The 20,548-nt window shown below is 58.9% G+C and carries 15 protein-coding genes and 1 tRNA gene; 9 read left to right on the plus strand and 7 right to left on the minus strand.

Annotated features, from left to right (window positions below):
* Nucleotides 1–125: 125 nt before the first annotated feature.
* Genes CFB81_RS02470 through CFB81_RS02485 form a run of 4 tightly spaced genes read left to right on the plus strand, consistent with a single transcriptional unit; the run spans nucleotide 126 to nucleotide 6,267 of the window.
* Nucleotides 126–1,484, plus strand: a complete 1,359-nt coding sequence (locus CFB81_RS02470) for a DNA cytosine methyltransferase (protein ID WP_089434508.1) — start codon at nucleotides 126–128, stop codon at nucleotides 1,482–1,484.
* Complete coding sequence (locus CFB81_RS02475; RefSeq protein WP_226189368.1) at nucleotides 1,481–3,070, plus strand: ATP-binding protein; 1,590 nt, start codon at nucleotides 1,481–1,483, stop codon at nucleotides 3,068–3,070. The genes CFB81_RS02470 and CFB81_RS02475 overlap by 4 nt, the downstream gene beginning before the upstream one ends.
* Nucleotides 3,067–5,307, plus strand: a complete 2,241-nt coding sequence (locus CFB81_RS02480) for a Z1 domain-containing protein (protein WP_089434510.1) — start codon at nucleotides 3,067–3,069, stop codon at nucleotides 5,305–5,307. The genes CFB81_RS02475 and CFB81_RS02480 overlap by 4 nt, the downstream gene beginning before the upstream one ends.
* A complete protein-coding gene (locus CFB81_RS02485) occupies nucleotides 5,308–6,267 on the plus strand; it encodes a PD-(D/E)XK motif protein (RefSeq protein ID WP_226189371.1) in 960 nt (319 codons plus the stop codon).
* A gap of 153 nt (nucleotides 6,268–6,420) precedes the next feature.
* Here the strand turns inward: CFB81_RS02485 and CFB81_RS02490 are convergent, their stop codons facing one another.
* Nucleotides 6,421–6,834, minus strand: a complete 414-nt coding sequence (locus CFB81_RS02490; RefSeq protein WP_226189374.1) for a very short patch repair endonuclease — start codon at nucleotides 6,832–6,834, stop codon at nucleotides 6,421–6,423.
* Between the two features lie 164 nt (nucleotides 6,835–6,998).
* Nucleotides 6,999–8,867, minus strand: coding sequence for a hypothetical protein (locus CFB81_RS36435; RefSeq protein WP_256975917.1), 1,869 nt, complete (start codon nucleotides 8,865–8,867; stop codon nucleotides 6,999–7,001).
* Between the two features lie 1,011 nt (nucleotides 8,868–9,878).
* Between CFB81_RS36435 and CFB81_RS02500 the strand changes: the two genes are divergently transcribed.
* The 5 genes from CFB81_RS02500 to CFB81_RS02520 are packed head-to-tail and all read left to right on the plus strand — an operon-like array spanning nucleotide 9,879 to nucleotide 17,114.
* The gene (locus CFB81_RS02500; protein WP_089434511.1) at nucleotides 9,879–12,431 is read left to right on the plus strand and encodes a type VI secretion system Vgr family protein; all 2,553 of its coding nucleotides are present in this window, start codon (nucleotides 9,879–9,881) and stop codon (nucleotides 12,429–12,431) included.
* Nucleotides 12,432–12,441: 10 nt separating this feature from the next.
* Entirely contained in the window at nucleotides 12,442–13,245 is an 804-nt protein-coding gene (locus CFB81_RS02505) for a DUF4123 domain-containing protein (protein WP_089434512.1), read from the plus strand.
* A gap of 30 nt (nucleotides 13,246–13,275) precedes the next feature.
* Nucleotides 13,276–15,852 carry a T6SS effector BTH_I2691 family protein gene (locus tag CFB81_RS02510; protein WP_089434513.1) on the plus strand — a complete coding sequence of 859 codons (2,577 nt, stop codon included), beginning with the start codon at nucleotides 13,276–13,278 and terminating at the stop codon, nucleotides 15,850–15,852.
* Between the two features lie 12 nt (nucleotides 15,853–15,864).
* Nucleotides 15,865–16,833 carry a DUF6708 domain-containing protein gene (locus CFB81_RS02515; RefSeq protein WP_124502214.1) on the plus strand — a complete coding sequence of 323 codons (969 nt, stop codon included), beginning with the start codon at nucleotides 15,865–15,867 and terminating at the stop codon, nucleotides 16,831–16,833.
* A complete protein-coding gene (locus CFB81_RS02520; protein ID WP_089435308.1) occupies nucleotides 16,830–17,114 on the plus strand; it encodes a PAAR domain-containing protein in 285 nt (94 codons plus the stop codon). Before CFB81_RS02515 ends, CFB81_RS02520 begins: the two co-directional genes overlap by 4 nt.
* A 50-nt stretch (nucleotides 17,115–17,164) precedes the next feature.
* Here CFB81_RS02520 and CFB81_RS02525 read toward each other — a convergent pair whose 3' ends face one another.
* The 5 genes from CFB81_RS02525 to CFB81_RS02545 all read right to left on the minus strand — a co-directional run bounded on the left by CFB81_RS02525 (nucleotide 17,165) and on the right by CFB81_RS02545 (nucleotide 20,453).
* On the minus strand, nucleotides 17,165–17,671 hold the full coding sequence (locus CFB81_RS02525; protein WP_089434514.1) for a hypothetical protein: 507 nt from the start codon (nucleotides 17,669–17,671) through the stop codon (nucleotides 17,165–17,167).
* A 10-nt stretch (nucleotides 17,672–17,681) separates the two neighbouring features.
* Nucleotides 17,682–18,236: an HAD domain-containing protein gene (locus CFB81_RS02530; RefSeq protein ID WP_089434515.1), complete on the minus strand. Its 555-nt coding sequence runs from the start codon at nucleotides 18,234–18,236 to the stop codon at nucleotides 17,682–17,684.
* Between the two features lie 84 nt (nucleotides 18,237–18,320).
* Nucleotides 18,321–19,073 (minus strand): integrase, encoded by a 753-nt coding sequence (locus CFB81_RS02535; protein ID WP_256975918.1) that lies wholly within the window; start codon nucleotides 19,071–19,073, stop codon nucleotides 18,321–18,323.
* 158 nt (nucleotides 19,074–19,231) lie between these two features.
* Nucleotides 19,232–19,308 (minus strand) — tRNA-Pro (locus CFB81_RS02540).
* A 149-nt stretch (nucleotides 19,309–19,457) separates the two neighbouring features.
* Nucleotides 19,458–20,453, minus strand: coding sequence for a polyprenyl synthetase family protein (locus tag CFB81_RS02545; protein ID WP_050013887.1), 996 nt, complete (start codon nucleotides 20,451–20,453; stop codon nucleotides 19,458–19,460).
* Nucleotides 20,454–20,548: the final 95 nt, after the last annotated feature.

The following is a 20,548-nucleotide window of genomic DNA, read 5'->3' on the forward strand; positions in this document are numbered from 1 at the left end:
GCCCATGTTCAGCGCGGGTTGATGAAGTGCGTGCTGTAGATGGCATAATGGCGAGCGCGCAGCGCCTGCGCGCGAAGCGATGGGCCGTATCCAATGAAAACTAATCTCGACGCTTTGTGGCGCAAATGAAGTCTTTCCGTTTCGTCGACTTGTTCGCAGGGCTCGGCGGCTTTCACCTGGCGCTTCAGCGTCTAGGCGGAACCTGTGTCTTTGCTGCTGAATGGCAGGAGCACCTTCGCGACCTGTATGAGGTCAATTTCGGGCTGAGGCCGAAAGGTGATATTACGCTGATATCACCGGAGGACGTCCCGAGTCATGACGTGCTGACCGCGGGTTTTCCGTGCCAGCCGTTTTCAAAAGCGGGTGACCAACTCGGCTTTGAGTGCACGAAGCAAGGTAATCTGTTTTTCAACGTCGAGGCCATCTTGAAAGAGAAGATGCCTCGGTTTTTTATTCTTGAAAATGTCCCGAATCTGCTTAAGCACGATGGCGGGCGGACATGGGAAAAGATTCAGGAAAAATTGGGCCTTGATGGATTGGGCTATCACATCAGAGCCGAGAAATTGTCGCCCCACAATTTCGGCATACCGCAGATTCGAGAGCGCGTTTATATCGTGGGCTCGATAGAGCCGCTGATCAGCTTTCAGTGGCCGGAAATGATTGACGCTACGACGTCTATCGAGACCATTCTGGATGAAAATCCAGACGACGCGAGACAGCTTTCCGCGCAGGTAACCGAGTGCCTGGAGGTGTGGAATGACTTCCTGGCTCGTAGTCCACTTACAGTCGAATTGCCATCGTTTCCGCTATGGTCGATGGAGTGGGGGGCAACTTACCCGTTCGAAGAATCAACGCCGTATGCCGCGCTGGTCGAAAAGGGAAAGCGTGGTCTGTTTGATATGCGTGGGTCACATGGCGTTCGCCTGGGTGACTGGGAGTCCGTGGATGACCGCTGGGCTGCATTGCCCAGCCATGCTCGCACGGAGCAGTTTGAGTTTCCTAAGTGGAAGCGCGACTTTATCCGGCAAAATCGAAAGTTTTACGCCGATAACAAGAAGTGGATTGACCCTTGGCTTCCGAAGATTCTCAAATTCCCTTCCAGCCTGCAGAAGCTCGAGTGGAACGTGAAGGGCGGCGAGCGAAACATCTGGGCGTACGTGTTGCAATTCAGAGCATCAGGCGTGCGTGTAAAGCGCCGGACCACGGCCCCCAGCCTGATTGCAATGACCGACACCCAGGTGCCTATTATTGGCTGGGAGCAGCGATACATGACGCCACGGGAGTGTGCGCGACTTCAAAGCCTAGAAGGACTGGAGCAGTTGCCGGCTACGCCTACCAAAGCTTTCCATGCATTGGGGAACGCCGTAAATTCCAGAGTGGTCGAGTTTGTCGCAGCCGCGCTGTTGAACGGCACCCGGCGGGCGAATCTGCCAACCGCGCGTGGTAGCCGGGCAGACCGTCACCCAGCGGAGACACAGGCGTGACAGGTGAGAGCTATGAGCACGTGACGAAGGTCGGCATTCGGCCGAAGGTATCGATGCTCTCGGTGCTGTCGAGACTGAACTACAAAGCCTGGTTCGCCGTAGCTGAGTTCGTCGACAACAGCATTCAGAGCTATTTCGCAAACCGGCAGCAGTTGCAGCGCCTGCATGGAGACAACTTCGTCCTCAAGGTTGTCATCCGGTTGGACGCCGCGAGCCGACTTATCGAAATCACTGACAACGCCGCAGGCATTCTCGGTCGCGACTTCCCGCGAGCCTTCCGCCCGGCCGAAGTGCCACCGGACCGCAGCGGACTGTCCGAATTTGGCATGGGAATGAAGACCGCTGCCTGCTGGTTCACGAATACGTGGAGCGTCAGGACGAAAGCTCTTGGCGAGCCGGTGGAGCGAACGGTCCGGTTCGACATTCACGACATCCTTGAGGCAAATCTGGATGACCTGAACGTCCAGGAGACGCGGGCGAATCCGTTGTCTCACTACACCGTGGTTCGGCTCGAAAACCTGGGCAAGAAATTTCCGCAGACGAAGACACAAAAGAAGCTGCGTGACCACCTCGCCAGCATCTACCGGGTCTATATCCGCACGGGAGAAGTCGAACTCTATTTCGGCGACGACAACTCGCGGTTGATGTATGAAGAGCCGGAGAGCCTTGTCGCACCGCCGCACAATGCCCCGAACTCGCTGCCTGTGCAGTGGCGAAAGGAAATCAATTTCGACTTGCCCGGTGGCCGGCGCGTATGGGGCTTTGCAGCGCTGCGGCGTGAGGCATCCACATCACATGCCGGCTTTGCCCTGTTTCGTCGAAATCGATTGATAGTGGGCAGCGATGATGAGACATACCGGCCGCACGAAGTCTTCGGCAATACAAATAGCTATCGCTATCAGCGGCTTTTTGGAGAACTGCACGTCGAAGGTTTCGAGGTCAGCCATACGAAGGACGGATTCAGTTGGGACGAGTACGAGGAGGAATTCCTTGATAGCCTACGAGACCATCTGGAGGCTGAACCGCTGAATCTCTTGAGGCAAGCCGAGCAGTATCGCGCTCGCCCGTCCAAAACAGCACTGCAACCTCTGCTCAACGCCGCATCGCGGTCATTGGCTCTCGACATGGAGCAGCGCGGCGGGCAAGCGCTTTCCGGCGACTCGGATTCTGAGGGCTCCTCGGACGAGGGCGTCATACAGGAGCCGGGTCTAACGGAAGACGCGGCGGCACCTCTGGTCGCGACAGAGAAGGCATTCTCCGTCCTAGTCGACGGTGCGGTGTGGAATGTCGCCGTGCGAACATTGGTTGACCCCTCCATCACGGATTGGCTCAAGGTTGGCAAAACCGAGCGCTCCCAATTGGGGCAGTTGCCGGTCAATGACGTTGCAATTGATGTGTCGATGGCGCACCCATTTGTGCAGCAATTCATCGGCCCCAAAAACGAAAATGCCGAGCTTTTTCTTCGATTTGCGGTTGGGGTCGCCTTGGCAGCAGTAAAGGCGAGCCGTGGAGGCTACCCGTCCGCGCCTATGTTGAGCTGGATGAACCGGCTCCTGCGTGAATCGCTCACTGGAGATAGCGAATGAGCGTTGTGGTCAAAGAGTTGAAGGATGTGCGGCCGCCACTGCTGTGGGAGCCGGCGGTCGGCGCGGAAACTGACGACTTCCTTAAGCGGAAGCAGGCAAACGACCAGATTCCGCCGGAGGCGCTGCAGCGGGTCGTTTTCGAAGCTCAGCAAATCTTGGGCCGGTGCGTGAACCCGGGCGAACCACCCGAGGGTGCGACTGGCCTGGCCGTCGGCTATGTACAGAGTGGCAAGACCCTGTCGTTCACGACGTTGGCTGCACTTGCCCGCGACAACGGCTATGGAATGGTGGTGCTCATTGCTGGCGTGCTCGACAACCTGCTCAAGCAGACGCTCACGCGCCTGACGACCGACCTCAATCTTGCCGGTGGGCTAGCCCGGCCGTGGGTACTGATTGATAGGCCAACGCCAGACAAAGCATCCGAGACGCAGTTGCGGCAGCATCTCGCGAAGTGGAGCGACCCGAGCCTTTCGCCCCTGAAGAAGCGCACGGTGATGGTTGTCGTGCTGAAGAACCACAAGCGCATGGGAAATCTTCGGGCTTGCCTGAAGGGCCTCGACCTAAGCGCGGTTCCGACTCTGGTCATCGACGATGAGGCAGACCAGGCGAGCCTGAATAACTTCGCTTACGCGAACAGACGCAATGGAAGCAATAAGAAGAGTTCGAACTATAGCGAAGTTACGGCACTGAAGGCGCTTCTGCCGCACCATACCTACGTTCAGTACACAGCGACGCCCCAGGCGCCGCTGCTTGTCGGGCTTTCGGATGCACTATCGCCGAGCTTCGCGGAGCTACTAAGCCCTGGCGACGGCTACGTCGGCGGCAAAGTGCTCTTCGCTCCGCTCGCGAAATATTCACGGGCCATTCCTGACGCCGAAGCGGATGCCTCGCTTGCCACGTCTCCTGACGGACCGCCAAAGACGCTTGTTGATGCGCTTCGGATTTTTCTCTTGGGCGCATGCGCGGTCGAGGCCTCAGGGAAAGTCGCTCATCGCACGATGATGATTCACCCATCGCAGCAAACTGTGTTTCACAACGACTACCAGGTCTGGATTGCTGACCTCATGGACGCCTGGCGCCCCATGGCTAGCGACGAGGCCCTGAAGGACGAGTTCTTCGAGGATTTTCGCAAGGCACATACCGACCTTGCAGAGACCGTCGGCGACACGCTTCCCTCGTTGGAGGAACTGGTGTTGCACATGCCGTACGTCCTCAAGACAGTGAACTATCGAGAAGTCAATTCTACGGGCCCGGGCTCCGAGCCCGTGGACTGGTCTGGGTGCGAATATTGGATTCTGGTCGGAGGAGCAAAGCTCGACCGCGGCTTCACCGTCGAGGGGCTCACGGTTACCTACATGCCCCGTCCGATAGGAACCGGCAATGCGGACAATCTCCAGCAGCGTGCGCGGTTCTATGGCTATAAGCAGAAGTACATCGGCTACTGCCGCGTGTACCTGAGACGAGAGGTTAAGGATGCCTTCCGTAACTACGTTGAGCACGAAGAAGCGATACACGAGAGCCTCCGAAAGACTCGAGGCGAGCCGCTGAGCAAGTGGAACCGCCAGTTCACGCTCGACGGGGCTATGAATCCCACCAGGCGGAATGTCATTGGCATTCCCTTGGACGAGGTTGTCGCGTCGAACTGGGTCTACCCGAAAGCGGCGCATGTGGACCCACACTGCGTTGAAGACAATCGCCAAGTCTTCAAGGACTTCATCGCGCAACTGGGAGGGCTCGACAATGGAGTGGCCGCCAACGATGTGGACCCCGACCGCTACATCGACAAGCGCGCAGGCAAGAAGAACATCCTGTTCGAGAATGTGTCGCTTGAGTCGGTCATCGATGGTCTACTTGAACGGCTGCGAATGGGCGACGGCGATGACGCCGTGCTGAGGGTCGGCTGCGTTCTCGCATTGCGCCAACTCATCAAGGATGGGCAGACGCACGCTGATGTTTTCATCATTGGCGAACTGGCTGCGCAAAATCGTAGTAAGAAGGCCGGGGCGATTAACCAGGTTTTCCAGGGCAAGAATCCCGACACTACTGACCGCTCTCAGTTGCTGTACGGAGGTGACCGAGAGTTCGTATCGGCGAGCCGAGTTTCTCTGCATCTTCGGACTTTCAATCTGCTGAACGCGAATACGAAGGTGCCGGAAGAGCGGGATGTACCATGGTTCGCGATGCACGTGCCCGAATCGCTCAAGAAGCGGTTGCTGATACAGGCGGAGGGCGTGTAAGTGCAGGCTTCCTTGTGGCAGCAGTTCCAGGCGCTTAAAAAATCTAACGATAGCGAGGCGTCTGGGACAATCCGGTGCGGTGCAGGAAAACGGCATCTCCTGCTGAAAGGCGAGCACGACGAGCCGATTCTTTTGCTCGCGACGGCACAAAGGCGCTCGCCTCGGGCGCCTATCAGGCTTAAGCACGTTAGCATCCAGTTCGATGCTCGCTACGAGGTGACCGCCACTGAAACCGGGGAGTCGTCGAGCGAATGGTTTTGCAAGGTGGCGTGTGATGCCAGTAGCGCATCGTTACATGGCTACTTTGTCGAACTGCTTGCGGCGACAGCGAATTCCCTTCCCGACCAGCTCGATGATTCGGCAGTCGATGAGGCCGTCGAAGCGCTGATGGAGTTGTTCCGAAAAATGGCAATGCCGTCGCGGGCATCCATGACGGGACTCTGGGGAGAATTGCTTCTCATCAATGCCTCCTCGTCACCACAGAGGATGGTGGACGCGTGGCATGTTGCGCCAACCGACGATTTCGATTTTGCCGCCGATGCATTCCGGATTGAGGTGAAGTCGACTTCCAGTGTAATTCGGGAGCACGAATTCTCGCTGCGGCAGGTCCGGTCCGGGCGGCCGGACGACTTCATAGCAAGTGTGGTGCTTCGTAGCAGCGCGGACGGACTATCAGTCCTAGACCTTGCGCGCCGCATCACGCCGCAACTCACCGATGCGGGGCAGGTAAAGCTGTGGCAACTGGTTATCGAGACCTTGGGCGACGACGCTGAATCGACCGAGTGGCAGACCTTTGATGTGGCGTCTGCGACCGCGTCGCTTATGCTGGTGCCAGCTAGACACATACCGGCGCCCACAATTGCAGCAGGCGACTCGCGGTTTATCTCAGATGTTCGCTTCCGGGCGCAGATTGGAGAAATCTGCAGTCAACATGCGATGCCGCTTTCGGCGCTCCTTTAAGTTAGGGAATTGCGAGGTGGAGGCGGCGGTGTCGTGCGAGAGGGGGGCGCGGCGTCGACCACGCCGGTAATATTCACCGGGAACCGCGATTGTGCAGTTGATGCGGGAATCAGTCGCTGCCGCGTTCGCCGTTCAATGTGGCTCGGGCGGGGTTTATTCGCCGTCGAGGAACAGCCGCAGCCGTTCCGGCAGGTCTTCCAAGGCCGATTCACACTCCCATACGACAAGGACTGACCATCCGGCTTTCTCCAGTTGCAGCATCGCCGCGGCATCGCGCTCGATATTGCGATGGAGCTTGGGGTGCCAATAGTCAATGTTTGTTTTCGGGAGGTTTGTTAGCGAGCACCCATGCTGGTGCCAGAAGCAGCCGTGCACAAACACCGCTTTCCTCCGGCGCGCGAACACGATGTCTGGAGTGCCGGGCAGACTTTTGACATGGAGCCGATAGCGATATCCCATCCGCCAAAGGGTGCGCCGGACAATCCATTCCGGTGCCGTGTCTCGGCTCCGGATGCGCCGCATTCTCTCGCTGAGGCTCGTGGCACGGTGCTTGCGGGATTTGAGCATGGCGGAAAGCTGGACATAGGCGCAGATGTGCTTCTGAATTTACTCCTGCCGGCCGCGAACGAGCTTCTCAAAGCTCTTGAGAAGCTCGTTGGAAGCTGACCGAATACCGGGTTGACCCTCATGAACTTGTCGGCGCCCGAGTGCGTCCACGGCGCCTCGCCGAACTACATGCGATTGAACTGACTCTTGAGCAGTGTGCCCATCCGTTCCGCGCCATCGTTGCTGCGCAGCCCCGCATAGTGCTTCTCCACGGTTTGGGTCCGGTCGTTCAGTACCAATGCTGCAGTCTTGTAATCACCGCCGTCTGCCTTCAGGATTGAGGTCGCGACCAAGTGGCGGAACGCGTGAGCGCTGATACCGGCGCACCGCGGAAGGTACTTGCCGGTGAGTTCGTATACGCGTTTGCTCAAGTCGGCCCACGGCACATGGCCTTTCTTGGCACCCCGTTTCCGTGTCAGGAAGACCAAGTCGGTTGGCGCGTGCAGCAGCGTCGGACGGTAAATGAACAGATATCGTTCAATGTCCGGCCACGCGCTTGGCTGCACCATGCAGTCGTAGTTGTGTTCGCCAGCAGCGCCGCGGCGATTCTTGAACTTCGTTTTCGGTATCCGTATCCACCATGATTTATCCAGACGTTGATACAGTTCCCCCGTGTTGTCTGCACACCAGGTGAGGTGAGCGAGATTACGCCGGCGCAACGGATTGCTGGCCAGAGTCTTGATGAGAACCATGTCGCGAGCCCAGATTGCTTCCTTTCTCGGTTGGCCAATAGGACGGTCGGCCCGCATGCGCTGAATCATGTCGGCGACCACGTCCATCGGTTGGGGCAATTCAATGAAATGCCGGATGGGTTCGAAGGAGTCCCGGGACACGTCGATTTCGTTTCGATAGCTCGCGACAAGTTGCCTGGTGAGTTCGAGTTGGCGTTCGCACATCACCTCCCAGTCGAGGTCTTGATACGCGTTTGGCAGGGTGGACTGGAACTCGGGGCGTTGCCACAGATAGCCGAACCGTGGCCGCACGAGCGATGCCACAAACGCGAGAAACTGATTAACGCTTTGATTGCGTTTGCCGATACGCGACCGAGTCCAGTCGAGGAACGCCTCAAGGTAGTCCGGCACGGCGAGCCAAGCGAGCGTCTGAATAGCCTGCTCGGCGAGCCCGATGCCGCCCTGGTGGGAAGGGACGGTTAGCCAGCCGAGGTACGCCGACGTTTTCATCCAGGCGATTCTGGCCGACGCGACCTCCTGCCCCTTGTAGAACGCCCACCAGTTGGCAGCGGTTTCAGGGGTCAGCGGACACGGTGAAAATCTCCATTGTCCGCGTTCAGTACGCTTGTACGGCGGTACAGCTGCCGTCTTGTAGCGCAGATATTCCATCCATTGCCCGCGTAGTGGCGACTCCTCGGTGGGCTTGTAGCGGAACGCGACCTTGGTGAGCTTTCCGATGGTTTCGTTGTATGGGATTGGCGCGGGTGGCCCGCCGACAGCAACCTTGTGGCCGGAGACCTTCATGCCGGAGAGGTTGAGCAGGCTATTGCGCTCCAGCCCGAAATAGGCTTCAAGGCGAAGGATATATCGGGCATTGCTGGCGCGAGGCGTCTTGCCGCGAAGCCATCCCCAGAGCATACTCTTCGGCACCGCGGCATCTCTCGCGACGCGCGCGACGGACTGGTCGTCCAGAACGCTCTTGAGTGCCTGCATGAAGGGAGTGCCATTGTCCTGGTCGATGGCCACGCGGGTGTCATGCTCAATAACGAACTCCTTCCACGGCCGAAGTGCGGACCGCGTGTTCGTAATGTTTCTGGCGGAGCGCCCGACCGCCTGCAGGGCGGTGACAAAGCGCTCGATAGCCTCGGGATAACGCATGCGCATCTCGTCGCCAATTACGTCCTCTTCGGTCAGGCAATTCGCTCGGAGGAAGGTGCGCAGCGCGGAGACGCGGTTCGCGGCAGTTTGCTCATTGAGATTCTCGAGTTGCACCTTGCGGGCGTGGTCGTCCAGCATGATGCGGTAGGTAAGGGGTACGGCCATACGGCTCCCTGGCGCCCGGCCCCTCACGCTGCTCGTCTGCGATGCTGTTAAAGACGATGGAGTGAAATACCTGCAAATCCTATAACTCGATGATTTGTCGAGTTTTTGCGTGGTCATGGCGCTCCCCCCTTCTGATTGGAGGGCGGCGCGATTGCAGGTAATACTCAGGCGAAAAAGAGGGCGGGCAGAAATCTGCGTCGCGAACCGTATAGCTCAGTGCGTGGGGCATGGCTGGAGATATTTCTCAGGCTACGGGAAATGAAAAACACGGGGCGACCGTCGCTACCGCACGTGCAGGAGAGCGTACGTGGCTTGATGGACTGGACGCTTGGCCCAGTAGTCGGCATCTGAGTGGCGCCTCACACCTGTCGATGCACCCCGTCCGCGGCCCCCTAAAGGGTACAGTCCAGCGTGGGCGCCTGCGACTCCAGCCGAGAGGCCTTCATCGCCCTTCGGCTGATGACCATCCTGGCGGACGACCTGAATTTGACGCCCCAGGCTTCGAGGTCGTTGGCGATATGGATGAGGTCTTGCAGGTTGCGGCCCAACTGGTCCAGCCTTCACAGGACCAAGCGTGCCGACGGGGGCGGAGGCTGCAATGCCCCATTAAATTTTCCTAACCCGTTATTTCTGACAGCTCTTTCCTCTCGGGGCAACGCTTATCAGAAAAATCGAGTAACTCCACATGGTTATGCGGAGGCCAATTTAGGGCACATTTTGTAGAATCGCACAAGCTGATGAAGGAGGCGAAGCGACCAGACGGCCCAATCCTGGATGACCCGCCGGAGGTGCTCCGCTGCTTGTTTCAGCGTTAATTGATGTAAGAAATGCCAATGTTGCCGAGGTGAGGGATTAAAATGCGTTGAATCGGAAAATGGTGCCGGTTTCCGGGCTGCTGTTTTTACGTTTGTTATCAAATCGGATAGGTCGTTGTGGCAAAATCTCTTTCGACCTTTCGCGCGCCCCCCCTCCGATTTATGTTCATTTTTTCCACCAGAGGAGATATTCGAAATGGGTAGGTTGCCCAATTCGTTGATGCTCGACGCGGGTATCGAGCAGACGAACCGAACGCTCATCCTGGACACTCCCCTCGGGGCGAAAGTGCTGTTACCGCAGCGTGCTATCGGCGAATCGCGTGTGGGCCGGGATTTCGAGCTCACAGTCGACGTCGTTTCCCGGGAGCAGGCGCTCCAACTGAAGAAGTTGATGGCACAACCCGTCACGTTATGGGTGCGTCAGGCCGACGATTCGTACCTTCCGTGGCATGGTTACGTCCATGCAACGCGACGCCTCGGAGCGGACGGGGGGCTCGTTTACTACCAGCTTTCGTTTTCGTCGTGGATGCGCTTTCTGCAGTACCGAAAGGACGCGCGTATCTTCCAGGACCTAACGACTGCCGACATCCTGACTGAAGTGTTTAGCGGCCATTCGCAGGCACGCGGTTACTTCCGGCTCGATGTGAAAGACCCGGGCGCGGTTCGCTCATACTGTACTCAGTACGAAACCGACCACAATTTCGTCCATCGGTTGATGGAGTCGGAGGGATGGTTCACGTATGTCGAGCATGCAGAGGACGGTAAGTCGCATACGGTTGTCGTGACCGACGACCTCTTCAATTGCAAGGCGCTCGCTACCCAGCGAGTACCGTTCTATCGCGGCGACCGAGACGGTCAGGCCGGCACACTCGTCGAATGGAGCGGCGAGCGTACGACGCAAAGCGTCGGATATGCGTTCAGCACGGCGGATTACAAGCGTCCAACGCGCGCTTTGCAGCGGGCGGACCGGTCTACGGTCGACCAAGGCGATATCCCGCAGCAGTTGGAAGTCTACGAATACGCGGGCCACTATAGTTTCCCGGTTACCGGCGAATCATACGACCGTGGCGAGCGAGCCATGCGTATTCGCCTTGAAGAGATGGCCTCGCGCAGCAAACGGTTTTTCGGGGTGGGCAGTGTGCCGTGCATGGACGCCGGTCGATGGTTCACGCTCGAAGACCATCCCGAGCACGAAGCAGACAAGCCTGAGGACCGCGAGTTGGCGATTCTCGGCGTGCGTTGGGCTATCCAGAACAATCTGCCGCTGGGCAACAGCCGTCCCTTCCCGGGTAGCCTGCAGCGGCGCCTGTCGCGCCTGCGTGCCGAATACAAGGACCGGCAGGCCGCATTCGTGTCCAAAGACCCGTTAGGCAATGAAAGCTTCGTGCTGGCCGAAATCGAGGCCCAGCGCCGCTCGGTGCCATTCCGCAGCCCGTTCGAGCACAGAAAGCCGGTCATGCATATGCAGACGGCCACTATCGTGGGACCGGCCGGCGAGGAGGTGTACACGGACGAGCTGAACCGGGTGAAGGCTCAGATGCACTGGGACCGTCTGGGTAGCAATAACGAGACGTCATCGTGCTGGATGCGGGTGATACTGCCGCACGCTGGCAAAGGGTTCGGCGGTGTGTTTGTTCCGCGAATCGGGCAGGAAGTGGCCGTCAATTACCTCGACGGGGATTGCGACCGCCCGGTGGTCAGCGGAGTGCTCTTTCACTCTGTCAACACGCCACATTGGCATTCGAATGGCCTGCTGTCCGGTTTCAAGTCGCAGGAGTACAGCGGTCAAGGCTTCAATCAACTCGTCTTCGACGACTCCACGTCGCAGAACCGGGCGCAGCTTTTCAGCTCGACGGCGAATTCGTATCTGCACATCGGCTATCTCATCGACCACAGCGGCAATACGCGCGGTAACTACCTTGGCACGGGCTTCGAACTGAAGACCGAGGCGTCAGGCGCACTGCGGGCCGGACGCGGGCTCTACGTGTCGACCTACGCCCGCGGCGGCACGTCGAGTCAGCCGCTGGATGTGAAGGAAGCCACGCAACACCTTATCGATTCGAGCGGCGTGATTCAGCATCGCTCACTTGCGGCAGCCGACGGCAAGGCCGAGACCCTGGACGATGCACAGGACGCTATCAAGGACTTCGCTGCGACGACGCAGAGCGACGCGCAGGGCTCTATGGCGGGCGGCAGGACAGCGGGTGGCGGCACCGGAAGCGCCAATGCGTTTTCGCAACCTGTCATGTTGCTTGCGAGCCCGGCTGACATGGGCCTGTCGACGCAGAAGTCACTCCACGCAGCGGCCACCCAGCACGTCAATCTGGTCAGTGGCGAGAGCACCTATGTGTCGGCGGCCAGGTCGTGGATTGCCAGTATTGGCGAGAAATTGAGCTTCTTCGTGCAGAACGCTGGTATCAAGCTGTTTGCCGGCAAAGGCAAGGTCGAAGTGCAGGCGCAGTCGGACAACATCGAACTTACGGCAGACAAGACCGTGAAGGTCGTGTCCACCTCCGATTCGGTGAACGTTACGGCCCAGAAGGAAATCACCCTCACCGCTGGCGGCGCAACGATTCGCATCGCCGACGGCAAAATCTTCATCCATGCGCCGGGATTGGTCGAGGTCAAGGGCAGTCCGCTCGTTTTTGACGGCCCGGCGGGCGAGAACGCGTCGGCGCAGCTTGCGCCTTCAAAGTCGTGCGCCCAGCAGTTCGCAGCCGCAGCGCAGGCCGGCTCGGCACTCGTGTAGGGCGGTCGGCATGGTTCACTACGTTATCGTTGAAGTCGTCAACGGGAAGCTCGAGCTGCCTGGCGTGCCGCCGGTCTATGAAGTCGGTGAATTGGTTCCTGCGGCGCGTCCCGAGCTCGAGGGCGTGGCTCCCGTGTTGTACTGCGCCGAGCATCCCGAGCTGCAATTGCCAGCGTTGAGAAAGCGCGCCGAATCGGACCTGGAGAATGGCTTGCCGCCGGTCGTTTGCGCCATTGTCGAATGCGGCAAGGCGACGGGCCGGCTGCAGCAGCATCTGGCGGACCGGTTGATACTGCAGGCGCCGACTTCGGGCGATGCGGTCTTCCGCTACTACGACCCGCGCGTGTTTCCGCACTTGGGTCGCATCTTGAAGGCTGAGCAGATGGGTGCTCTTCTGGGGCCGGTTGCATCGTGGACGTACCTCGACCCCATGAGCGGCTGGACGGTGGTCGACGGCGCCTCTGAACTGGACGCCGCCTTCGCTGTTACGGCGGAACAGCATGCACGCATCGCGCGCACCGAACTGGTTCAGCGTGCGCTTGACCTGCTCCGGCGCAATGGTACGGCGCCGCGTCCCGATATGCCGGCACTGCTCGATGTGCAGCTTGCAAAAGGCGAAGCTCATGGACTCGCTGGCGGTGACCTGCTTGCTTTTGCACTTCACGGCACACTCGTTTCCCCCTACTTCGACCGTCACCCGCGTGTTCGGGCCGTTCTGCAGGCGCCGCGGAAAGGCCCGTATGCTGAAGCCGTAGCGAACTGGAGCGCGGCAGACTGGGAAGCGATTGCGCGCGAGAGCATCCAATATCAATAAGCCCGAGTGGCGGCACGAGAGAGATACAGAATGGCACTCGACACGAACTTTGCGAGTATTTCCCAACTCACGCAGTCCGCGATGCAGACAAGCTCGCGTGCGCCCAATTCATGCAACATGTGCAAGAAGAAGGGGTTGCCGATTCTGCCTGTCCGCTACGGGGTCGTGGCCAACTCGAAGGCTCACAGCTCTGCTGGCGCGATGTCGCTCATGGGCGGCAAGTTTGGCGACGGCGTCGTTGGCATTGCGCTCAAGAAGGCAAAGTACACGCTGCGTACTCTGCGCTACGGCTTCGTGTATGTCTTCTATCCGAAAACACAGCGGTGGCAGATATATGCCGTTACGGCGGAAGGCTACTTGTACGACTATCCGGTCGGCATCAAGCTCGACCGTAGCTTCGAGAAACCGTTCAGTTGCCACCAGCCTGGGCATGCGCAACTGGCTCAATGCATCACCATTGAAGACGCCGAACATGCCGGAACCGTGTATCTGGCGTTCAGCGACGAGCTTTGGACGCAGAAAGTCCGCGACACCTACGCGAAGAACTTCATGGGCTGTCGTGACAAGCGGATGCAGAAGTTCGATGCGACCGCCTGGTATAACGGCAGCATGAATCAGCCGCACGCGGATAGCCTGGACCATCTCGAAGGGTTACTGAGCGAATACAAGGGTGGTAGTCCCGGTGCGCTCGTCACCGGTTGCTTTCCGTACCACGACCGTGCCGGGCAGCAACCGGCCTTGAAAAAGGCGATGGATACCATCCTGCCGGACAAGGGGCTGTTCTTCGCATTGTGGGACCCGGTCGGTATCACGCAGGAGCTCAACTTCGAGCAGCGTGTCGCTTTCGGCGCTGCGCTTGCGCCGTATGGACACGGCATCTGGACCGCTAGTGCCATTGAAGCGCTCCAAAAGGCGGTCACGGTATCGGCGAAAGAGGACGTAGAACGTGCCGCCGGCATGCTGGAAGCCAATACCTACGAGGGCATGGGCCTCGGGGCTCTATTCGATGGTGGCAAGGCGCTCGAGAAGCAACTTAAAAGCATTGAGGCGATGAAAGAGGCGGGGCTTGCAACCGCTGGGCCGGAGGCATGGAAGCCCTATACGACCCACTTTCGGCAGCAGGCTATCGTGGACTTTCGGGCGGGGATGGCCAAGGCGATGAAGGCGGAGCAGACGAGTACGCTTGTACCATTGTCGCAAGACCATCAGGCGTGGCTGTCCAGTTCCGCATTGCTGAATGTTTTCGAGTCGGATTACGAGCCGGGAAGCTGGAGATGTGGGCTGAACTATACCAACACGTTTACGCGATGCATCGAAGGCTCTGCTGACCGCAAGAATGCCGTCGATGTGCTCGTCAAATGGGCTAAAGGCAGCGTAACTGATACTCGCAATCCATTGTTGCGGGCGTTCGTTCTGAATAGCCCAGTGTTGGCCGAGAAGGTCAAAGAAGTCTCTAGTTATCCGTACATGGAGCTAAGGGAGTTTGTGGCGAAGCTCATCGAGTCATATAGCAAGATAGAGCAGGTGGAAGAGTCTAAGGATAAGGGCATCAAGATTGCTGTTGCGAAGGCGTTGGCGTGGCTGCTCCATGAGACGGGTGGGCCCGTGGCTGAAGCTATCAGCACGAGCGTAGATACGGCTGCGGCCAAAGTGCTCTATGCGACTCTGTGTATGCGAACGAAACAGTTGTTCGAGTTTAAGGCCGTATACGGTTCGGTAAACCAGTGGGTGAACTACATCGCTCGTCAGATGCAGGAAATGATGCCGGGTCGGCAGAAAATCAGCGTGCAGGACCTGAAAAAGCAGCTTCAGGACAAGGCCACCGTAGGCGGAGGCGCCGACCCGGAAATCAAGGCGAAGCAGTTCGTGCCAGTCGAAAGCCCGGCGACAGAGGCCGCTGCCCTGGCAAACGTCAAGGCCAAACCCGGCTTCGAGAAGTTGGCCAGCGCGACGCTGACGCCCGATGTGGTCGAGACAATTTACATGCCGAAATTCCGGCTTATGGCGAAGGGGGAACCCGGGTTTGCTGGCATCGGAGCGATATTCAGTGCCATCAATCTTCGCTTTGCTCGGGAAGAGTTGAAGAAGTCGAACCGGTTCAATCAAACGGAAGCCGGCGTCAAGTTCGACAACGCCATTGGTGGGCTCGTGGCGAGCGTTGCGCAATATGGCTCGGCTACGATTGGTGCCTTCGAAAAGGCGGGTGCCCAATTGGGGGCTGGCTGGCGAGGATTGGCAGGCGCCCTCGAGTTTGCCGGAAAGTTTGGTGGCGCAGCGGTTGGACTCATATCTGCGGCGATTGACGGCTATCATGCGGTGCAGGATTTCAAGGAAGGGAACCTGATGATGGCTTTTCTGAATACCGCATCAGCGGTTGTCGGTCTTGCTCTTGCTTTCTCTGTCGTCTTCCTTTCTGCCTCTGCTGCGGCTGTTGTTGCCTTGCCGCTTCTGCTTATTGCTGCCCTCATTGGTATCCTCATCAACTACTTCAAAGGAAAAGAAGTGGATGAGTGGCTCGAACGATGTTTTTTTGGATTGAAAGAGGCCAAAGACCGGTTTCCGACTCTGGCCGAAGACCAAAAGGCATTTGCGGCAATGCTTTCGTGACGGAGAAAAGAGATGGCATTTGATGGACTCTCGTGGTACCGCCTGAATCGGCCGGTCAGCGAGGAAGAACAAGCTGCTCGCCTCGCAATCGGACAGCCTGCGTCTGACACGCCCAAGGATGACCGTTCCGTATTCTCGATGAGCGATACTTGTCTTGAGGTCCGCAATGGAACCTACTCGGAGAAGGGTTGGGGTGTTTTTGCCTTTTTGCTGCCAGGGCTCGGCTCGTTGGCGTTCACTGCGGCCCTACTTTGGATGCTGACTCATGTACCTCCAATCTACGAGCAGCGAGGACAGCTTGGGCTTGTCTATGGTGGGTTTGGCTTTTTCCTGTTTGTCGGGCTTTGCTTCTCGGGGCTTGGGATTTGGGCATTGACGCGCGATTGTTTCAACTACACCAGCAAACCCGTCCGCTTTGACCGGCGTAACCGGATGATTTATGCGTTCAAGCACAATGGCCCTGGGGGGGTTGTATCAGTACCTTGGGATAGTGCTTTCCTGTACGTTGAACGCAAACCCAGAAAGGGCCTTGCGCGCACCACGCCGCGTATGGTCCGCTGCCTTGTTCTTGACGACAAGGGACTGGTTAAGGACACGTTTTCGGTAGGAACACGCGTCGTCTTGGCATTCGATGAGAGCAGTGTGGGAGGCCACGAGGTCATGAAAATCCTTTACCAGGACTTCGAGTTCTACCGACGCTTTATGGAGGAAGGTCCCGCTTCCGTGCCGCCCGTGACAGAGTACCTGCCGAAGGGGGCTTCCCTCCGCAATTCGCTTAGGTTGAATTTTGCAGGCTGGTCTGCTCTTACTAACTCGCGCAATCCGATGGTATGGCTGGTAATGGGGATTGGCGCACTTCCAGCATTCATTTTCTCGCTGATGCAGTGGTTCGCCCAACTGACTTGCCGCGAACCTGTGTGGCCCGAAAATATCGAACGTGCATGCAATGCCGAGGCTCCGTCCAAGGGGCTTCCTGTATGAGCCGACGGTTCATTCGTGAGGGCGATAAGACTGACCGCAACGGTGTTGTGGTTGACGGTATCGCTGGGACCTCGTTGCAAGGCCAACCTTTCGCTTATCTAGGCGCCCCGGTTCAGTGCCCCACCTGTGGCACGACGGGTATCATCATAAGCGACGGCTCACCACGAACGATGACGATGATGGGCAAGCAGGTCGCATTGGAGAACGATTTGTGCCAATGCAAATGTGAGCCACTGCCGAAGCTGGTGGCGTCGCAAACTCTTGGCTCAATAAAGACATGACGGGGCGTCGCTGCCTGTTGCAGGACAACGGGCGCGGTCGTTGAAATGTATCAGCGACGGGCTCGTTGCCGCTCGCGGTGAGCTGTACTGTCATTTCCTATCATGATGCGGACGATTGACTGGTTGGCGTGCGAAAGATGCTCGATTTCCGCTTGATAGCCGTATAGCCGATGGAGCGCCAGGGCGATAGCACATGAACGTGAATAGCCGCCTTCGCAATGGGCAACCACCGATACGATTTCAATCGGCAGGGCCTCGACAAAGGAGCGAATCGACTGAGCCTGTTCCGGGGTGAACGCGTGGACGAGTTTGTCCCGCGACTTCGTCGACAGATTCGGGCTCAGAAAATCGACGTCCGCGAAGCTCAGGCGCAGCAGATGGGCGAAGCCGTTGAGGCTGGCGGGCGAGCGCTCCGGTGCGATGACCGAGATGACGGCAATCGACGGTAGCCGCGGCAGTTTCTCGGCGTCGCCGCGCGATAGCGCAAATACCTGGCGCGAACCATCCGCTGGCGGCTTGTACAGCTTGCCCATAATTTCCTGAAGTCGATGGACCATCGTGTCAACCCTAGGAACCCGGGCGATACATTTCGACCAGCCACTCCTGGATGCGTTGCTGGGCTTGCGCGTCGCCAATTCCACGCTGGGCGTCGAGCAAGACCAGATGTGGACTCAGGTCGAGGAAATCGGTGCTGAGGTGAAACGCACCGTAGACCGAGTCATCCAGCGCCAGCCAGTTTTTTAAGCGCTTCTCGAACACGTAAGACCTGATGACGTAGGTTCGTGCCGACCCGTCCTTCAGATACCCAAAGCGGACCTTGATGCCGCGAGTTGTACCCACGACCCGTCTGGCGAGCGCAGCCGGCAGGTACGAGACGACTTGGTCGAGCGGCAGCGTGTCGAGCCAAGATGTCGTCAGGACAAGCTGCACGTCCGGATACGGCTCAAGCATCTCCGCCAGAAGCGGCGCATATTCGAACAAGGGCTGGCCAGAATCCAGTAGCACATTACCGCCGGCGTCGAGAACGGCGTGTCCCCGGTGGAGCGTGCCATCGTAATCGACGAATAGGGTTGGGATTGGCTGGTCCAGCACGAGCATGGTTCGCTGAACTTCATTTGCCATGGTGTTGTCCCGGTTACGAGTCTCCACTGAACCGATGCGGTCGTCCCAGTCGCCGGGGATGGTACGCAGGTTCCTCGCCATCCTTCAGGCGGCGGTCCCGCTCGTTGTAGTAGCGGGGCCGGCGTACACCGTCCATCGGGTTCTTGGCGACGTGAATCCGCCAGTGTCGATGGCGATGTGGCAGACCGCCGAGAAGATGTCGATTTCGCGGTCCACCGTGCTCGGCTCGACGACCTGGCACCGCTCCTCGATGTAGTCGGCGAAGTCGTCCGGGACGATGGCGGCGAAGGGCTTCCGGATGAACTTGCTGGTCTCCGACGGCTGCCCGACGCGAGTGCCCGTGGACTTGCGGATTTTCATGGCCGCGACCGTGGGGCAGGGATTTGGATGCGCGTCGCGAATCTCGGCGAGGTCCTGCCGGGGCAGGCCGGCATCCTCCAGCCACGCATTGATTTTGTAGCCGAGGACCTCGAAGCTCTTGTCGCGCGGCGCCTCGTCGCGCAGGTAGCGAATCAGCAGGTCGGCGAGGGTTGTCTTGTGCCCCTTCGCATAGTCGATGAAAAGCCCCTGGCGCTGCTCGCTCTCGATGCGCTGCTTGATGGCGATGGCTTCCGCTTCGCTGTGCGCGGTGAGGAACTGGTTCTTGTGCGCGACGCTGCGTGTTCGGACGACATAGTGGTCGTCGAGGCTGGCCAGCCTCGGCTTGAGTCCCTGCAACTGCAGCGTCTGGACGTAGCGCTGGATAGCTTTGTCGGCGTTGTGGGAAAAGGTGCGGGTCAGGTCGTCGCGGTTGCGGACGGTGACGCGGATGCGCGAGCGGTTCTCGATGGACGCCATGGCAGCGATGCTCCAAGGTTGGGAGCACCGTATAGGCGTGACACAGGGGGATGATTCGCGATTTGCAGCGAAGTGGCGGAGATTGCCACTGATTTGCCACTGCGGACCCTGAAAACAAAAACAGCGGACATCTAGTCCGCTGTTTTTGCAAGGAAACCTGGTCGGGGTGAGAGGATTCGAACCTCCGGCCTCTACGTCCCGAACGTAGCGCTCTACCAGGCTAAGCTACACCCCGATTTTTGCTCTTCCGACTTCGCCGTCTTCGTTAAGAATCGCTGCGTCGTCACAAGCAAGAACGTAACTATAACGATGTTTTTTCTAAAAGGGAATACTTTGATGAAGAAAATTTTCGAGACAAGGCATCGCCTCGCGTTCGCGGCGTGTTTACGACTGCCGCGACGTCGAGTATGAGCACAACCCGAGCAGGCTTTCCTTGTAGATCGAATCGGGGAACGCGGCAATCGCCGCGGCTGCCGCCTGCGCTTCCTGGCGTGCGCATTCGAGCGTGTGATCGAGCGCGCCCGAGCGCGTGATCGCTTCGAAAATCGTGTCGAAGCGATCGGTGCCGCCGTGTTCGATCGCCTCCCGTGCGAGCGCCGACTGTTCGGGCGTGCCGCGTTCGATCAGATAGATGAGCGGCAGCGTCGGCTTGCCTTCGCGCAGATCGTCGCCGGCATTCTTGCCCATTGCCTCGGCGGTGCCCGCATAGTCGAGCCAGTCGTCCATGATCTGGAACGCGGTGCCGATCCGGCGGCCGTATTCGGCGGCGGCGGCCTCGGTCGGCGCGTCGGCGCCCGCGAGCACCGCGCCCAGGCGCGCCGACGCCTCGAACAGCTTCGCCGTCTTGTAGCGGATCACCTGCATGTAGCGCGTTTCGTCGACGTCCGCGTCGTGCATGTTGAGGAGCTGCAGCACCTCGCCTTCCGAAATGATCGTCGTCGCTTCGGACAGGATCTCCATCACGCGCATCTTGCCGACGCCGACCATCATCTCGAACGAGCGCGAGTAGAGGTAGTCGCCTACCAGCACGCTCGCCGCGTTGCCGAACAGCGCATTGGCGGTCTGGCGGCCGCGGCGCAACTCGGATTCGTCGACGACGTCGTCATGCAGCAGCGTGGCCGTGTGGATGAACTCGACGACGGCGGCCAGCACGTGCCGCTGGTGCGACGTTTCGCCGAGCGCGCCGGCGACGAGCAGCAGCAACGCCGGACGCAGCCGCTTGCCGCCCGCGCCGATGATGTACTCGGCGATCTGGTTGATCAGCAGCACGTCGGACGCGAGGCTTTGCCGGATAACGCGATTCACCTGCTCCATGTCGCTGGTGATCGGGGCGAGCAGGTGGGCGGCGCTGAGGGTGGGGGAGGCGGTGGACGACGACATGATGATGGAATTGGGTGATGCCGCGGATTATAAGTCGAATCCGCGATATGCCGGTCTGTCAGACGTACCAGCGGCGCGATTTTGGCCGTCCGGCC

This window comes from Burkholderia sp. AU28863, assembly GCF_002223195.1.
Taxonomy (GTDB): domain Bacteria; phylum Pseudomonadota; class Gammaproteobacteria; order Burkholderiales; family Burkholderiaceae; genus Burkholderia; species Burkholderia sola.

Bases quoted from the DNA above. Each gene is read 5' to 3' on its own strand.
- CFB81_RS36435 (WP_256975917.1), bottom strand. From the start codon at position 8,867: ATGGCCGTACCCCTTACCTACCGCATCATGCTGGACGACCACGCCCGC.
- CFB81_RS02500 (WP_089434511.1), top strand. From the start codon at position 9,879: ATGGGTAGGTTGCCCAATTCGTTGATGCTCGACGCGGGTATCGAGCAG.
- CFB81_RS02545 (WP_050013887.1), bottom strand. From the start codon at position 20,453: ATGTCGTCGTCCACCGCCTCCCCCACCCTCAGCGCCGCCCACCTGCTC.
- CFB81_RS02480 (WP_089434510.1), top strand. From the start codon at position 3,067: ATGAGCGTTGTGGTCAAAGAGTTGAAGGATGTGCGGCCGCCACTGCTG.
- CFB81_RS02525 (WP_089434514.1), bottom strand. From the start codon at position 17,671: ATGGTCCATCGACTTCAGGAAATTATGGGCAAGCTGTACAAGCCGCCA.
- CFB81_RS02505 (WP_089434512.1), top strand. From the start codon at position 12,442: ATGGTTCACTACGTTATCGTTGAAGTCGTCAACGGGAAGCTCGAGCTG.
- CFB81_RS02515 (WP_124502214.1), top strand. From the start codon at position 15,865: ATGGCATTTGATGGACTCTCGTGGTACCGCCTGAATCGGCCGGTCAGC.
- CFB81_RS02470 (WP_089434508.1), top strand. From the start codon at position 126: ATGAAGTCTTTCCGTTTCGTCGACTTGTTCGCAGGGCTCGGCGGCTTT.
- CFB81_RS02510 (WP_089434513.1), top strand. From the start codon at position 13,276: ATGGCACTCGACACGAACTTTGCGAGTATTTCCCAACTCACGCAGTCC.
- CFB81_RS02520 (WP_089435308.1), top strand. From the start codon at position 16,830: ATGAGCCGACGGTTCATTCGTGAGGGCGATAAGACTGACCGCAACGGT.
- CFB81_RS02530 (WP_089434515.1), bottom strand. From the start codon at position 18,236: ATGGCAAATGAAGTTCAGCGAACCATGCTCGTGCTGGACCAGCCAATC.
- CFB81_RS02535 (WP_256975918.1), bottom strand. From the start codon at position 19,073: ATGGCGTCCATCGAGAACCGCTCGCGCATCCGCGTCACCGTCCGCAAC.
- CFB81_RS02490 (WP_226189374.1), bottom strand. From the start codon at position 6,834: ATGCTCAAATCCCGCAAGCACCGTGCCACGAGCCTCAGCGAGAGAATG.